This window comes from Specibacter cremeus, from assembly GCF_003946885.1.
Lineage (GTDB): Bacteria > Actinomycetota > Actinomycetes > Actinomycetales > Micrococcaceae > Specibacter > Specibacter cremeus.
Map to the genome: position 1 here is coordinate 1 of NZ_RWKQ01000030.1, position 15357 is coordinate 15357.

Annotated in this window: 15 protein-coding genes, 1 CRISPR repeat array and 2 riboswitches; of the genes, 6 read left to right on the plus strand and 9 right to left on the minus strand. The window is 69.1% G+C overall.

All coding sequences use genetic code 11. The features are described 5' to 3' along the window. Positions 1-395: 395 nt before the first annotated feature. The 6 genes from EJC77_RS12450 to EJC77_RS12475 all read right to left on the minus strand — a co-directional run bounded on the left by EJC77_RS12450 (position 396) and on the right by EJC77_RS12475 (position 4315). A complete protein-coding gene (locus EJC77_RS12450; protein ID WP_164520400.1) occupies positions 396-974 on the minus strand; it encodes a DUF1990 family protein in 579 nt (192 codons plus the stop codon). 224 nt (positions 975-1198) lie between these two features. Further along, positions 1199-1627, minus strand: a complete 429-nt coding sequence (locus EJC77_RS12455; protein WP_240630200.1) for an MmcQ/YjbR family DNA-binding protein — start codon at positions 1625-1627, stop codon at positions 1199-1201. Between the two features lie 5 nt (positions 1628-1632). Beyond that, complete coding sequence (locus EJC77_RS12460; RefSeq protein ID WP_125613085.1) at positions 1633-2190, minus strand: dihydrofolate reductase family protein; 558 nt, start codon at positions 2188-2190, stop codon at positions 1633-1635. A gap of 24 nt (positions 2191-2214) precedes the next feature. Next, complete coding sequence (locus EJC77_RS12465) at positions 2215-3015, minus strand: hypothetical protein (protein WP_125613087.1); 801 nt, start codon at positions 3013-3015, stop codon at positions 2215-2217. After that, positions 3012-3881 (minus strand): polysaccharide deacetylase family protein, encoded by an 870-nt coding sequence (locus EJC77_RS12470; protein WP_125613088.1) that lies wholly within the window; start codon positions 3879-3881, stop codon positions 3012-3014. The genes EJC77_RS12465 and EJC77_RS12470 overlap by 4 nt, the downstream gene beginning before the upstream one ends. A gap of 17 nt (positions 3882-3898) precedes the next feature. Further along, complete coding sequence (locus EJC77_RS12475) at positions 3899-4315, minus strand: CoA-binding protein (RefSeq protein WP_125613090.1); 417 nt, start codon at positions 4313-4315, stop codon at positions 3899-3901. A 132-nt stretch (positions 4316-4447) separates the two neighbouring features. Here EJC77_RS12475 and acs point away from each other — a divergent pair, with 132 nt between their 5' ends. Next, entirely contained in the window at positions 4448-6391 is a 1944-nt protein-coding gene (gene acs / locus EJC77_RS12480; protein WP_205787229.1) for an acetate--CoA ligase, read from the plus strand. Between the two features lie 85 nt (positions 6392-6476). On the opposite strand, the gene EJC77_RS12485 is transcribed toward acs, so the two are convergent. Further along, entirely contained in the window at positions 6477-7466 is a 990-nt protein-coding gene (locus EJC77_RS12485; protein WP_164520401.1) for a winged helix-turn-helix domain-containing protein, read from the minus strand. 92 nt (positions 7467-7558) lie between these two features. Here EJC77_RS12485 and EJC77_RS12490 point away from each other — a divergent pair, with 92 nt between their 5' ends. Then, a complete protein-coding gene (locus EJC77_RS12490) occupies positions 7559-7783 on the plus strand; it encodes a hypothetical protein (RefSeq protein WP_125613094.1) in 225 nt (74 codons plus the stop codon). 15 nt (positions 7784-7798) lie between these two features. Here the strand turns inward: EJC77_RS12490 and EJC77_RS12495 are convergent, their stop codons facing one another. After that, positions 7799-8452: a methyltransferase gene (locus EJC77_RS12495; RefSeq protein WP_125613096.1), complete on the minus strand. Its 654-nt coding sequence runs from the start codon at positions 8450-8452 to the stop codon at positions 7799-7801. Positions 8453-8610: 158 nt separating this feature from the next. After that, positions 8611-8707, plus strand: a riboswitch (SAM riboswitch). A 45-nt stretch (positions 8708-8752) separates the two neighbouring features. On the opposite strand from EJC77_RS12495, the gene sfnG reads away from it, so the two are divergent. Genes sfnG through EJC77_RS12510 form a run of 3 tightly spaced genes read left to right on the plus strand, consistent with a single transcriptional unit; the run spans position 8753 to position 11816 of the window. Next, entirely contained in the window at positions 8753-9988 is a 1236-nt protein-coding gene (sfnG, locus tag EJC77_RS12500; RefSeq protein WP_125613098.1) for a dimethylsulfone monooxygenase SfnG, read from the plus strand. Continuing rightward, positions 9988-11325: an O-acetylhomoserine aminocarboxypropyltransferase/cysteine synthase family protein gene (locus tag EJC77_RS12505; RefSeq protein ID WP_125613100.1), complete on the plus strand. Its 1338-nt coding sequence runs from the start codon at positions 9988-9990 to the stop codon at positions 11323-11325. The genes sfnG and EJC77_RS12505 overlap by 1 nt, the downstream gene beginning before the upstream one ends. After that, complete coding sequence (locus EJC77_RS12510; RefSeq protein WP_125613102.1) at positions 11322-11816, plus strand: CoA-binding protein; 495 nt, start codon at positions 11322-11324, stop codon at positions 11814-11816. The genes EJC77_RS12505 and EJC77_RS12510 overlap by 4 nt, the downstream gene beginning before the upstream one ends. Before the next feature lie 102 nt (positions 11817-11918). Here the strand turns inward: EJC77_RS12510 and EJC77_RS12515 are convergent, their stop codons facing one another. Continuing rightward, the gene (locus EJC77_RS12515) at positions 11919-13502 is read right to left on the minus strand and encodes a GMC family oxidoreductase N-terminal domain-containing protein (RefSeq protein ID WP_125613104.1); all 1584 of its coding nucleotides are present in this window, start codon (positions 13500-13502) and stop codon (positions 11919-11921) included. Positions 13503-13654: 152 nt separating this feature from the next. Next, positions 13655-13740: riboswitch (SAM riboswitch) on the plus strand. Positions 13741-13751: 11 nt separating this feature from the next. On the opposite strand from EJC77_RS12515, the gene EJC77_RS12520 reads away from it, so the two are divergent. Beyond that, complete coding sequence (locus EJC77_RS12520) at positions 13752-14963, plus strand: cobalamin-independent methionine synthase II family protein (protein ID WP_125613105.1); 1212 nt, start codon at positions 13752-13754, stop codon at positions 14961-14963. A gap of 7 nt (positions 14964-14970) precedes the next feature. Next, positions 14971-15303: a CRISPR direct-repeat array (repeat unit 27 nt; unit sequence GGCTCATCCCCGCGATCGCGGGGAACA). Positions 15304-15357: the final 54 nt, after the last annotated feature.

A 15357-nucleotide genomic window follows, 5' to 3' on the forward strand; every position in this document is an offset into this window, starting at 1 on the left:
CCATTATCCCAGGAAAGCCGCCATTCCGCACTCAGACCCACCGATTCTTGATCTCGATTCTGGACGTTCTGAATAACCCTCATTAGCACCTTTGCTCAAACTACGGAATCGTAAAGACACTCACGTCACATTTTTTCAACGCCGAGGCCGACCGATCTAAACCGCGCGACACCCGAGCGACGTCATTATTGGATGGTTTTTCCAGCACTGCCGCTTGGCAATGTCGGCTCCTCAATGTGACCTGCATCATGGATCCTACACGATCTACGATTTGACGGCAATGCCTCGAGGTCTCTAATCTTCACGCCCTGCCGACTCTCCCAACTGGTGGGCAGTAGATGCTCGATTTGGCCCGTTTCGAGGCGATTTTCGACATCTACCGTCCACCAGTTGGGTCAGAAGCCGCCGGCCAGGGAACGAGCCGCGTTCAGGTATCCGCGGGTCACGGCGCGCTGGGCCAGCGCCGCGACCGGGGATCCGAGCTTCGCGATCAGGCTTCCGGGTTTGCTGAACGCCACCAGCCGGAAGTGCACGGCGCCGGACGCCGTCATGATCGCGGCGAACGCCTCCTCGCCCAGTTCCGGGTGCCCGGGCAGCGTGCCGTAGCCGAACCCGGCAAACTCGATCCCCATGCCGTCCGCGCGGGTCATCGTGGCAGGCTCGTGTGCCCACACGACCTCGCACGGCACGGGCAGCCGCAGGGCGCCGACGCCGAACCCGCTGACGACACGGGCGCCCACGGTTGCCCGGTCCGGTGCCCGGACGGTCAGCCCGGCCAGGCGCTGGATCTGCCACGTCATGATTCCCTCGGCCAGTGCGGCGAACGCGGCGTGGCCCGTGCCGACCTGCAGGTCGAGGTCGACGCGGTGGAACCCGGCCGGCCATCCCGCGGCGGAATCATTCGGCGATTCGACGGCGATCCCACGAGTGACGCCTATGTTCGGGTAGTTCAATCCGGTACGGGGTGTGTTCACCCGTCCATTCTGCCCGAACGGGGACAGCGCCGCCCCGAGCGGTGATTGAGCCTATCGAAATCGAGCCTGTCGAAATCGGCTTCCGGCGTGGACTGGGGTCTCGACAAGCTCGACCACCGAGCGACAAGGTGGACCGCCGCTGATTGAGCCTGTCGAAATCGGCTTCCGGCGTGGACTGGGGTCTCGACAAGCTCGACCACCGAGCGGCAAACCCGACCACCGGGTCAACCGCGCAGCCGGGCCGCCCAGCCGAGCGCCTCCCGCTGCGTGCGCGGCAACCCGGCCACCACGAGATCCCACGAGTCCTCCAGCATGTCCAGGACCAGCGACCGCTCCACCAGTGAGCAGTCCACGCTGTTCCAGTGCCGCTTGTTCAGGTGGTAGCCGGGCGTGATGCCCGGGTTGGCAAGGCGCAATTGCGGCGCCAGTTCGGGATCACATTTCAGCGCCACGGACAGCGGCGCTGTATCGAGGCCCGCAATTGCGAACACCTTGCCCACCCGGGCGGCTCCCCCGGTCACTGGCGCGACGACCTTGAACACGGACGTCTCGGGCCCGAACGGAAAGTCCTCGTACACACCGGGCAAGGCCAGGGCGGCGGCACGGATGCCGGCACCGTCCAGGTGGGCGCCGTCGTCGTTCGTGGTGGCCATGCGGATCACCCGGCCGCAACGGCGTAGGTCAGCACGGCGAACTGCCCCTGCTTGGTGGCGGATTCCAGCGTGAGCCGGTCCGCCCCGATGGTCAGCGGCAGCAGCGGCGCCCCGCCGTCGACGGCCGCCGGCGCCACGCACAGCACCATCGAGTCGAGGGCGCCGGCGGACAGGAACTGGCCGGCCAGCCCGCCGCCGCCCACCACCCACACATCCAGGGACCCGGCCGCCGCGACGATGTCCGGCAGCGCGTCGGACACGGGTCCTCGCACGAACCGCACATCGGCGCCGTCGGGCACGGGCAGGTCGCGGTTGGTGAACACGTACGTGGGCCGGGTGCCGTAGAACTCCTGCCACCTGGCCGGCCGGTCGAGCAGGTCCTCGTGCCGCAGCACCCATTCGTAGGTGGTGGCGCCCTCGACCAGCACGCCCATGCGGTCCATGAAGGCGGCGGCGTCCGGCCCGTCCGTGTCGTCGACCTCGAACAGCCAGTCCAGCGAGTTGTCGGCATCGGCCAGGAAGCCGTTCAGGGTGGTCGCCGCGTAGTACACAAACCTCGTCATGACGCCAACGCTACCCTCGCCCGGTCAGGACCGGCAGAATTCTCCGAGGCGCGTCAGCCGGACTTCGCGCAGCCCGTCGTAGCGGCTCAGGTACGGCAGGGAATCTGCGCCCCAGAGCTCCCGGAAGTCGTCCCGTGCGCCCGCCGGGTCCGTGTACCGGACGTCGACCAGGCCCAGCGTGGCCGCGTACTCGAACAGCAACGCCAGCACGTAGCGGCCCTGGAGGAGCTCCCAGTCGTGCATGTCGGCGTATCCGAGGCTGCCGTACTCCGGGTCCTCCAGGTACAGCTTCCACAGCCGCATCTCGCTGCGGTGGATCTGCGGGTCCATCCCATCGTGCTGCATGCGCCTGAACAGCTCGTCGATCCCCATCCAAGCGTCGGCGGACAGCAGGTCCAGGCCCTCGGCGGCCAGCGCCCGCCGCGGGCGCAGCGCGCTCAGGACGTTGGCGGACCGTTGGCCCTTCACCGCCTCGATCCGGCTGAATTCGTCAATGACGCCGTTCTTCAGCCAGCGCTCCCACAGCAGTTTGAGGGTCACGGCCGGGTCCTTGCGCAGCGCCGCGCGCCCCCGCGGGGTCAATTGCAGCCGCGGCCCGTCAGCCAACCCGCCGGCCTGGATCAGCAGCGGCCAAGCGTAGGTGGAGATCGGCTCGTCCGGGTAGAAGTCGCCGCCAGGTAGCGCATCGGCGAGCAGCCGCAGCGTCGCGGCGGAGGGTCGCCGCGTCGTGGCGCTGGCCCGCAGCTTCCCGGCCTCCGCCAGGGCCAGCACGGCCGGCAGCTGCGCCAGGGCCCGCGGCTCGGTGGCAATCTCGATGATGCTCATTTGACCCCCAGGTAGTCCTCGAGCAGGACCACCTTCAGCCCGGCCGCCTTCTGCGCGGCCGCGAACGCGCCCAGATCCTGGGCGAATTCGGGCCGGAAGTGCATGAGCACGATCTCGCCGGGCCGCAGCTTGTCACCGACCTGGTACTGCATGCCCCCGGCGTTCGCCTTGGCCTCCCAGTCGATGATGGCCTTGAGCCCGCACGCCGCCACGGCCCGCTGCACGGACTCCGTATACGGGCCGCCCGGCGGCCGGAAGAACACGGGCCGCCGGCCGTACTCCTTCTCCTCGAAGTCGGCCATCTGGCAGATCTCCGCCTTTTGCGCCTCGTAGCCCAGGTTGATGAAGCCCAGGTTGTGCGTCATCGAGTGGTCCTCGACGAGGCTGCCGCCGGCCGTGTACTGCTTGAAGAACGCCGGATCGGGCGCAATGAACGCGTTCGCCAGGAACAGCGACGCCCGGTATCCGTACTTCGCCAGCAGCGCCACGTCGCTGGACCGCTTGACCGCCCCGTCGTCGATGGTCAGGAACACGACCTTCTGTTCGGTGGGGATCTTCGTGAGCACCGGCGCCAGCCCGTTTTCGATGGGCGGCAGCTTGAAATCGGGCACCAGGCCGTCAAGGGACGACGCCGGCACCCGGGTCGCGCCGGGCGTGGCCGTTGCGCTGGGCGAGGGTGTGGGCGTGGCGGTGCGGCTGCCGGCCCCCGCGGACGGTGACGATGCCGCGGTGGCGGGCCCCGCCGTCGTACCGGACCTGCCGAAGATCCAGACCCCGGCGACGACAATGAGCACCAGGACCAGCCCGGCGGCGAGGAGGGCGGGCAGGCGGCGTGAACCGCGCGTGGCGTGAAGGTGACGTGGCATGCAGATGTTCCCGTTTGTTAGAGCCCCAGCGTTGCCGCCTCGATCATCGGACAGGTGTTCATGACGACGTCGAGCCCGGCGTCCGCGGCACGCTGCGCCGCCGCCTCATCCACGACACCCAGCTGCAACCACACGGCACCGGCCCCGATGGCAATGGCCTGGTCCACCACCGAGCCTACCTTTGTCGAGTTCACGAAGCAGTCAACCACGTCAATGTGACCGGGGATGCCGGCCAGCTTCGTGAAGCCGGCCGCGCCGTGCACAGAGTCGCCCTTCAGGCTGACCGGGATGATCTCCATGCCGAGACGGCCCTGGATGAACAGGGACACGCCGACGGCCGCCCGGCGCGGGTTGTTGGACAGTCCGACGACGGCCCACCGGCCGGGGGTGGTCAGCAGGCGGCGGATGACGTCCGGGTCGTTGCGGTGTGCCATGCCCCGAGCATACGCCCGGGACCCGACAAATTCCCGGGCGGCATTATTACGAGGCATGCACCACGTTTTTGGGGTCCTCGGCGCGGCGTCATACGCTGGTGGTGCCACCACCAGGACCGATGGAGTGCCCTCTTGCCAGCTGTCTTATCCCCCGCCGAAGCCGCACGCCTGGCGTTTTGGGCCGCGGCGGCCGACAGGCTGGACTGGGCCGAAAAATGGCACACCGTCCACTCGATGGCACCGGCCGACCCCGCAACCAGGCGCGGTCCGGACATCGGTTGGTTCGAGGGCGGCATGCTGAACGCGGCCGTGAACTGTGCCGACCGGCACGTGGCGGCGGGCAACGGCGAGAAGGCGGCGCTGCACTTCGAGGGCGAGTCCGGCGACCGGCGCACCATCACGTACCGGGAGCTGACGGAACTCGTCAGCCAGGCCGCCAACGCGCTGGAATCGCTGGGTGTGGGCAAGGGCGACCGCGTCGTCATCTACCTGCCCGTGCTCGTGGAAACCATCGTCATCACGCTCGCCTGTGCCCGGATCGGCGCCGTGCACTCGCTCGTGTTCGGCGGTTTCTCGGCGGAGGCGTTGAGGTTCCGGGTCGAGGACACCGGCGCGAAGCTGCTGGTCACCACGGACGGCCAGTTCCGCCGCGGCACCGCCGTCCCGGTCAAGGCGCACGCGGATGCGGCCGTCGCCGGGGACAACGCGATCGAGCACGTGCTCGTCATCAACCGCACCGGATCGGAGATCGACTGGACCGACGGCCGCGACGTGTGGTGGCACGACGTCGTCGACACCCAGCCGCGCGTCCACGCGGCGCAGGCATTCGACGCCGAGACGCCCTTGTTCATCATGTACACCTCCGGCACCACCGGCCAGCCGAAGGGCCTGGTCCACACGACCGGCGGCTACCTGACCCAGGCGTCGTGGAGCCACGAGTTCCTGTTCGCGCACCCGGACCCGGCGCAGCGGCACCGCGACGTGCACTGGTGCACCGCCGACCTGGCCTGGGTCACGGCGCACACGTACGAGATCTACGGGCCGTTGTCCAACGGCGTCACCCAGGTCATCTACGAGGGCGTGCCGAATGAGCCGCACCCGGGCCGCCACTTCGAGATCATCGAACGCTACAAGGTCACCAGCTACTACACGGCCCCGACACTGGTCCGTTCGCTCATGGGCTGGTTCCCGGACGGCATCCCGGCCGGCCACGACCTGTCCTCGATCCGGCTGGCCGGCACCGTCGGGGAGGCCGTGAACCCGGAGGCGTGGCGCTGGCTGCGCACCCAGGTGGGGCGTGATGCGCTGGTGGCCGGGGACCCGGCGTCGGGCATCCCCATGGTGGACACGTGGTGGCAGTCGGAGACCGGCGCCACGATCCTCTCGCCCCGCCAGGGCGACGCCGTGTTCAAGCCCGGCTGCGGCACGCGGGCGCTGCCCGGCGTCGCCGTGGATGTGGTGGACGACGACGGCGCGAGAGTCCCAGCCGGGACGCAGGGAAACATCGTGGTCACCCGCACCGGGCCGGCCATGGCGCGCACGGTCTGGGGCAACCCGGAACGGTACTACAGCTCGTACTGGGAGAAGTACGCGGCGCAGGGCTGGTTTCTGGCCGGTGACGGCGCCCGCTTCGACGAGGACGGCGACATCTGGATCCTGGGCCGCACCGACGACGTCATCAACATCTCCGGCCATCGGCTCTCGACCATCGAGATCGAGTCGGCGCTGGTATCGCACCCGGGCGTCGTCGAGGCCGGCGTGTGCCCGACGTACGACGCGACAACGGGCCACGCGGCGACGGCGTTCGTAGTGCCGCTGGACCGCTCGGTGACCGACTCCGGCTCTTCGCGCGCGGATCTCGCCGCCGAGCTGCGCGCCCATGTGGCCACGCAGATCGGCCCGATCGCCAAGCCGCGTGACATCGTCTTCGTCCCGGACGTGCCGAAGACGCGCTCGGGGAAGATCATGCGCCGGCTGCTGACCCAGCTGTTTGAGGGCACCGCCCTGGGCGACACGACCAGCCTGCAGAACGAACCGTGCATCCCGGACATCGCACGGATCTGCGCGACGCGGTGATTGAGCCTGGTCCGGTGATTGAGCTTGTCGAAATCACCGGAGGCCTCGACGGGGCTCGACCACCGACCCTCGCTCGACCCCCGCGTCAGGCGCGGGCCAGCAGGCCCTCGCCCACCTCGGCACGCCGGTAGAACACCTCACGGCCGGCACGGATCGGCTCGGCCAGACCCGTCGCGGCCATGACCTTCAGGTGCCCGCTGACCGTGCCGGCGGCCAGGTCCAGGGCACAGGCCAGCTGGGTTGTCGTCATGGGCAGGTCGAGCTGGGCCAGGATCTGCGCCCGGGTGCGCCCCAGCAGCTGCGCGACCGGGCTGTCGACGACCTCCTTGCCGTTTTCCCACAGTCGGCCCACTCCGCGGGGGGCATATGTGAGGGTCGGCACGAACGGCGCCGTGTTGAGCACCAGCGTGCGCGGCCAGACGAACGCACTGGGCACTAGAAGCAGTCCATTGCCCGGTTCGGGACAATCCGTGCAATCACAGTACTGCGTGACCTCCAGCCCGGTGTCGATGCGGCGCACGCTCGGGTGCAGCGTGCTGAACATCTCCTGCATGCCGCCGGCGGCCAGCAGCGCGAGCCGGTAGTCGACGTCGGCCAGCTCGATGGCGCGCAACCGCGGCCAGAACGGCTCGAGCGTCGTGGCCCAGTACCATTCGAGCGCGCGCAGCAGCCGTGGGATGCCGGCGTCGAGGTCGTCGACGAACGCGCGGGCGGTGTCGGCGGCGTCGCCGTCGGGCAGGTTCGCGAGCAGGTAGCCGATGTCCGTGCGCCACATCTCGTGCGGCACGGCGGCGATGGCGGCCAGGCCGGAGGCAAGCGTGTCCTGGCGCCGCGGCGTGGGTGTCAGGCTGTCCGGCAGGAACCCGGAGCCCGGGACGAGTGCCGTGAGAAGGCGCAGGTGGTCTGCCTTCTCCGGGTCGGGGGAGGCGGCCATGCGCGACTTGGCCTGGGCGATCCACGACCGGTGGATCGGCGTGCCGGACTGCAGCGTGCGCAGGCTGGTCACGGCCTCCCACAGCGGCGAAACGGTGAACCGGACCTTGTCCAGATCCTCGGCTGTGAGCGTCAGCTTCATGCTTACAAGTCTAGGGACGGATGCCTTTGGAGCCACGATTCGGTGCTGGCCGAATCGTGGCCAACCGCCCCGGACCGGTCCACGCTGGAGCCATGACCACATCAATCAGCACCCCACCCACCCTGGCACCGTCCCGGCCCTCGTCCACCCCGGCACCGGTATCGCTTCCGGCCGCCGCCCCGCCCACGTCGCCACGCACGCGCCGGCACTGGCTCGCCCGCCTGCTGTGGGATGCGCCAGTGCGTGAGGACCGTCTGGCCGAGTTGCGCGAACAGGCGTACACGCGGCTGAGCCAGGCGACCGTCACCCGCTGGTGACCCCCTGTTGTCGCGTCACGGCTGAGACCGGGCGATCACGTAGGCCATCGACCCGCGCCCGGTGACCGTGACATCGCGCATCCTGGAGCGGGCCACCGCTGCCCGCAGCTGGACCGCGCTGCGCACGGCGGCCACCTCGCCACGCCGGTGCAGCAGGTTCAGATAGGCCGTCGAAAGCCTGGAGCCGGTGACGAGGCTGGCCAGGTACAGTGCCCCGCCGGGTTCGAGCTGGGCCGCCAACCCGTCCACGAGCCCGGGCACGTCGTCAACCAGGTGCAGCAACCCGAGCCCGAGGATCGTCTCATAGTGTGCCCCGTCGATCGGTACGAGCAGGTCCCGGCACTCGAAGCGGATCCGGGCCGGCACCGTGCCGCCGGCGGCCCGGGCGATGGCACGTTCCGCCCTGGCCAGCATCGGCCGGGACAGATCCACGAGTGTCGTCTCGCGCCCGCTGGCCACGTGCAGCACGGCCGTGGCGGACGCGGTCCCGGCGGCCACCTCAAGCAGCGGACCGCGTGCGGAGCCCATTGCGCGTGCCGCGAACGCGGCGTAGTCGTCAGGATGAGTGCCCCAAGCGATCCGGTTGTACAACGGCGAGGACACCATCGCGTCATAGGCGGCCGCGCGCCGGTCGTAGAAGCGCGGATTCCCGAAAACGTGGTCGGCCATGGCCCGATTATCCGCCCGATCGCCTCGGGCGGCCCAACTGAGGCGCACTTAAGCACCCGTTGGCCGCCCCACAGGTGCTTAACCGCGCCTCAGTTGGGAGGGGGCGCAATGCGGCGCAATCTTTTTGGATTGCCGGCCTTGTCTTGTCACAATGGACGGAACCATCCCGAGCGGCCGAGAGATCTGGCTCTGTGACGCCGCAGCAACCGCCCGCATTTCCCGCGGGTGAGGTGCTACCGCCAGGAACGATGGAGAGCGCGTCAGCGATCTTTACGTGAGCGCAGCAAGAAGGAGCCCGCCATGTCCCGTGTTTCCGCTTCCCCCGAGGCGTTGAGCACGCCGCTGAAATTCGCCTACTGGGTGCCGAACGTGTCCGGCGGCCTCGTCGTCTCCACGATCGAGCAGCGCACCGGTTGGGACTTCGAGTACAACAAGAAGCTGGCCCGCATCGCGGAAAACTCCGGCTTCGAGTACGCGCTCACCCAGACCCGCTACGCCGCCAGCTACGGAGCCGACAAGCAGCACGAGGCGACGAGCTTCTCGCTGGCCCTGCTTGGCGCCACCGAACGGCTGAACGTCATCGCGGCCGTCCACCCGGGCATGTGGCACCCGGGTGTGCTCGCCAAGTTCATCATCACGGCCGACCACCTCTCCGGCGGCCGAGCCGCCGTGAACATCGTCTCCGGCTGGCTCAAGGACGAATTCGTCAACTTCGGCCTGGACTGGCTGGAACACGACGAACGGTACGTGCGCACCGAGGAGTTCATCCGCGTGCTGCGCGGGCTGTGGACCGAGAAGGACTACTCGCAGGCCGGCAAATATTACAACATCACCGACTTCACACTCTCCCCCGCGCCGCTGGACATCCCCGGCCGCCCCCACCCGGAGATCTTCTTCGGCGGCAACTCGACGGCTGCCCAGGCCACGGCCGGCCGCGTGGCCGACTGGTACTTCTCCAACGGCCGCACCCTGGAAGGCTACGCGGAGAACGTCGACGGCGTGCTTGCCGCGGCCGCCGCCGTCGGCCGTACCCCGCGCTTCGGGCTCAACGGCTTCGTGATCGCCCGTGACACCGAGGCCGAGGCGAAGGACACGCTGCGTGAGATCGTCGCGAAGGCGCACCGCCCCGCCGTCGAGGGCTTCGCCGCCGCCGTCAAGGAGGCCGGCGCGTCCACGAAGGACGGCAAGGGCATGTGGGCCGACTCCAGCTACGAGGACCTGATCCAGTACAACGACGGGTTCAAGACCGGCCTGATCGGCACGCCCGAGCAGATCGCCGAGCGGATCGTCGAATACAAGAAGATCGGCGTGAACCTGCTGCTGACCGGCTACCTGCACTTCCAGGAGGAGGTCGAGGCGTTCGGCCGCGACGTGCTGCCGATCGTGCGCGAGCTGGAGGCCGACCTGGCCCGCAAGAACGGCACCGAGCTGGACACCTCGCAGTTGCCCGAGGTTTCGACAGGCTCAACCACCGCTCTGGGCTCAACCAACGACTTGACAGGCTCAACCAGCGACCTCGAAGGAGCCCTCGCCTGATGGCCGACCACCAATTCGGCTTCCGCACCCGCGCCCTGCACGCCGGCGGCACCCCCGACGCCGTGCACGGCGCCCGCGCCGTGCCGATCTACCAGACCACGTCGTTCGTGTTCAAGGACACCGACGACGCCGCGAACCTGTTCGCGCTGCAGAAGTACGGCAACATCTACTCGCGCATCGGCAACCCCACGGTGGCCGCGTTCGAGGAGCGCATCGCATCCCTGGAGGGCGGCATCGGGGCCGTCGCGACGTCGTCGGGCATGGCCGCGGAATTCATCACGTTCGCCGCGCTGGCCGGGGCCGGCGACCACATCGTCGCGTCGTCGAAGCTGTACGGCGGCACCATCACCCAGCTGGACGTGACGCTGCGCCGCTTCGGCGTCGACACCACGTTCGTCGACTCGAGCGACCCGGCCGACTTCGCCGCCGCCGTGCGGGAGAACACGAAGGCCGTGTACACGGAGATCGTGGCCAACCCGTCCGGCGACATCGCCGACCTGGAGGGGTTGGCCACGGTGGCGCACGACGCCGGCATCCCCCTGGTGGTCGACGCCACCTTGAGCACGCCGTACCTGATCCGCCCCATCGAGTTCGGCGCGGACATCGTCATCCACTCGGCCACGAAGTTCCTCGGCGGACACGGCACCACGCTCGGCGGCGTCGTCGTCGAATCCGGCCGGTTCAACTGGGGCAACGGGAAGTTCCCGTCCATGACCGAGCCCGTGCCCTCGTACGGGAACGTGTCCTGGTGGGGCAACTTCGGCGAGTACGGGTTCCTGACGAAGCTGCGCTCGGAGCAGCTGCGCGACATCGGCCCGTCGCTGTCCGCGCAGTCGGCGTTCCAGCTGCTGCAGGGCGTCGAGACACTGCCGCAGCGCATGGACGAGCACCTGCGCAACGCCCACCGCGTGGCCGAATGGCTTGCCGACGACGAGCGCGTGTCGTACGTGAACTTCGCCGGGCTGCCCGGCCACCCGCACTACGAGCGGGGACGCAAATACCTGCCGCAGGGCGTCGGCTCGGTGTTCGCGTTCGGCGTCCGGGGCGGCCGCGCGGCCGGCAAGGCGTTCATCGACGCGCTGCAGCTGGCCAGCCACCTGGCCAACATCGGCGACTCCCGCACGCTCATCCTGCATCCCGGCTCCACCACCCACCAACAGCTCTCCGCCGAGCAGCTCGACGCGGCCGGCGTGCCCGAGGACCTGATCCGCATCTCCGTGGGCCTCGAGGACGTGGCGGACATCCTGTGGGACCTGGACCAGGCGCTCACCGCCGCCCAGGACGCGCACCCCGCGCCGGTTGTGGCGGACTCCTGCCGAATCGGGGTGATTGCATGAGCACGGCTGAACGCACGTGGACCGGCCCGTCGGCACCGGAACGGCTCGCCATCCTGCGCAACACGCAGTCCATCGCGATCGTCGGCGCCTCGGACAAGCCGTCCCGGGCCAGCTACTTCGTGGCCACCTACCTGCTCTCCTCCAGCCGGTACCGGGTGTATTTCGTGAACCCGGTGGCCAAGGAGATCCTGGGCCGGCCGGTGTACAAGTCGCTGGCCGACCTGCCCGAGGTCCCCGACCTGGTGGACGTGTTCCGCAAACACGACGACCTGCCCACGGTCCTGGACGAGACGCTGGCCGTCGGCGCGAAGACGTTGTGGCTGCAGCTCGGCTCCTGGCATGAGGACGTCGCGGCCCGGGCCGAGGCGGCCGGGCTGGACGTGGTCATGGACCGCTGCGTGAAGATCGAGCACGCCCGCTTCCACGGCGGGCTGAACCTGGCCGGCTTCGACACCGGCGTGATCTCCTCCAAGCGGCAGCTGCTCGCCTGAGCCGGCGGTCGAGCCTGTCGGGATCCGGGTTTCGACAGGCTCAACCACCGGGATCCGGGTTTCGACAGGCTCAACCACCGACAGGCTCAACCACCGACGGGATCAATCCGCCAGGATCATGGCCGCGGCCCGCTCGGCGATCATGATCGTCGGCGCGTTGGTGTTGCCCGTCGTGATCGACGGCATGACCGACGCGTCGGCGACCCGGATGCCGGCCAGGCCGCGCACCCGCAGTGAGCGCGGATCCACGACGGCGGCCTGGTCCAGGCCCATCCTGCACGTGCCGACCTGGTGGTGGTAGGTGACGGTCGTCTCGCGGACGTACTTCTCCAGCTCCTCGTCCGTGTCGCCCACCGCCGGCCCCGGGTAGATCTCGTGCGGGCCCCAGCCGGCCAGCGCGGCGGCGCGGCCCAGCTCACGGCACTGCCGGACGGAGGCGACCATGGCGTCGACGTCCGCCGCATCGGCCAGGGCGCCGACGTCGATGTTCAGCTCGTCGTCGATCGACGGGCCGCTGAGCGTGATCGAGCCGCGGCCCTGCGGCCGGACGATGCCCGCGACCAGGGAGAACCCGTTCTCCGGCCCGCTCATCTCCGGCAGGAAGTACATGGGGATGGAAAAGAAGATCGGCTGCGTGTCGGGCACGGCCAGGTCGGGCCGGGACTTGTGGAACAGGTGCGTCTCGGCGGCCCCGACGGCGGGCTCCGGGACGGGCGTGTCGGTGCCGTAGATGACCGGGGACAGGAAGTGGTCGTGCAGGTTCTTGCCCACCCCGGACAGTTCATGGACGGGCGCGACGCCGGCGGCGGCCAGCTCGCCGGACGGGCCGATCCCGGAGCGCAACAACACGGCCGGGGAGCCGATGGCGCCGCCGGACAGCACGGTCTCCGGGGCCAACAGCTGCCGGGTCGAGCCGCCGGTGACATATTCGACGCCGGTGACCGTGCCGCCGTCCAGCAGCAGCCGTGCCACGTGCGCGCCCGTGATGATCGTGAGGTTCGGGTGGTCCGCGACCGGTTGCAGGTACGCGTGCCACGTGTTGAACCGCTTCCCGTTCCGCACGTTCAGCTGCATGCGCGAGACGCCGTCGGGCTCCCCGGAATTGTAGTCCTCGTTGTACGGGACGCCGACCTCGATCGCGGCCGCGACCAGGTCCTCCTGCAACGGGTTGCGTTCAAAGTCCTGCCGCACATCCAGCAGACCGTCGCCGCCGCGCAGTTCTGACGCACCGCCGTCGTAATTCTCGATCGCCTTGAACACGGGCAGCACGTCCTCCCAGCCCCACCCCGGGCAGCCCTGGTAGGCCCACGTGTCGAAGTCCTGCCGGGCGCCGCGGACCCAGATGGTCGCGTTCAGCGCATGCGAACCGCCCATCACCTTGCCGCGCGGCAGCTTCAACCGGCGGCCGGCGCACCCGGCCTGCGGCGTCGTGCTGTAGTCCCAGTCCTCCGGCCCGCCCCACAGCGCCCCGGCCTCGGCCACGTTGGCGATGACCGGGTTGACGTCCATGCCGCCGGCCTCCAGCACGGCCACGCGGCGCCCGGCGTCCAGCAGCCGGCGGGCGATGACGGCGCCCGCAGACCCCGCACCCACCACAATCACGTCATATCCGTCCACGTTTCCTCCTCCTGTGTCACTCGGCTCGGCGCCCGCGTGCCCCCGATCGCCGGGCACACGGCGGCCCATGGTCCCATCCTGCCCGACCGGGCACTGGCCCGCTTGTCGCCCAGCGCACGGCACGAGCCGATTCCTGCACACTTGCGCTTGCCCGGCGCCGACCATTGGTTCCGTGACGGACCGATTTGCGCCGGCGCCCCGTCGTGGCATTTAGTTAGGTGTACCCATCCAGAGCGGCCGAGAGACCTGGATCAATGACGCCGCAGCAACCGACACGTTCGGTGCTACCGCCAGGAGACGATGGAAAGGAATCCCGTCTTGTCGCAGAACACCGATCACATCCGCACCACCCACGCCGGCTCGTTGCCGCGCACCCCGCAACTGCTGGCCGCCAATGAGGCGCGCGAGGCGAACGGCATCACGGACGAGTTCCTGGAACTGTTGGAGTCGTCCGTGGTGGACGTGGTGACCCGGCAGAAGGACCTGGGCATCGACATCCCGAACGACGGCGAATACGGCCACACCATGTCGAACTCGGTCGACTACGGAGCCTGGTGGAACTACTCGTTCGCCCGCCTGGGCGGGCTGCAGGCCACCACCGTCGACCGGTGGGCCGACGCCGAGGTGCGCCGTTCCACGCCCGGCAACGTGGTCCTGACCTCGTTCCCGGACCGGCGCGACCGGCAGAAGTTCAACGAGGCGTACAACGACCCGACCTCCGGCATCCTGGCCCACCGCAAGGCCACGACCCAGCCGAAGATCGTCGGCCCGCTCACGTACACCGGCCACGACCTCGTCGCCTCCGACGTGACAAACCTGAACAAGGGCCTGGCCGCCGCCGGGCTCGCCGAGGGCTTCATCGCCGCCCTGTCCCCGGGATCCTGCGCCCGGCTCGCCAACGACTACTACAAGAGCGACGAGGAACTGCTGTACGCCTGCGCCGACGCCATGCGCGAAGAGTACAAGGCGATCATCGACGCCGGCCTGACCGTCCAGCTCGACGACCCGTCGCTGGCCGAAAGCTGGGACCAGGTCAACCCGGAACCGGCCCTGGCGGACTACAAGAAGTTCATCCAGCTGCGTGTGGAGGCCACCAACCACGCGCTGCGCGGCCTGCCCGAGGACAAGATCCGCCTGCACGTGTGCTGGGGTTCCTGGCACGGGCCGCACACCACGGACATCCCCTTCGCCGACATCCTCGACCAGGTGCTGGCCATCAACGCCGGGGCCTACTCGTTCGAGGCCGGCAATGTCCGCCACGAACACGAATGGCGGGTCTGGGAGGACACGAAACTTCCCGAGGGCAAGTCGATCATCCCGGGCGTCGTCTCGCACGCCACGAACGTCGTCGAGCACCCGGAACTGGTGGCCGACCGGATCGAGCGCTTCGCCCGGCTGGTGGGCCGCGAGAACGTGATCGCGTCCACCGACTGCGGCCTGGGCGGGCGCGTGCATCCGCAGATCGCGGTCGCCAAGCTCGAGGCGCTGGGCCGGGGCGCCGAACTGGCCACGAAGCGGCTCTGGCGGTAGCCACCCTAGCTCATCCCCGCGATCACGGGGAACACGGACTTCGCCGCCGTCGCGGCCGGCTACCCGAAGGCTCATCCCCGCGATCGCGGGGAACACACATGGAAATGAGCGACCATGACAACCCTGACCTGGCTCATCCCCGCGATCGCGGGGAACATCTGATCATGTTGGCCGGGATCACGGTGCCGATGGGCTCATCCCCGCGATCGCGGGGAACACGCCTGGGTCGAGGTCTACAGCATCGACGAGGCGGGCTCATCCCCGCGATCGCGGGGAAAACTGCTGTGGCGGCGCTTGCTGCTCGCCACGCTTGGGCTCATCCCCGCGATCGCGGGGAACACAACCTCACCAGCGGGTATTGGGGTGCGACCGGTGGGCTCATCCCCGCGATCGC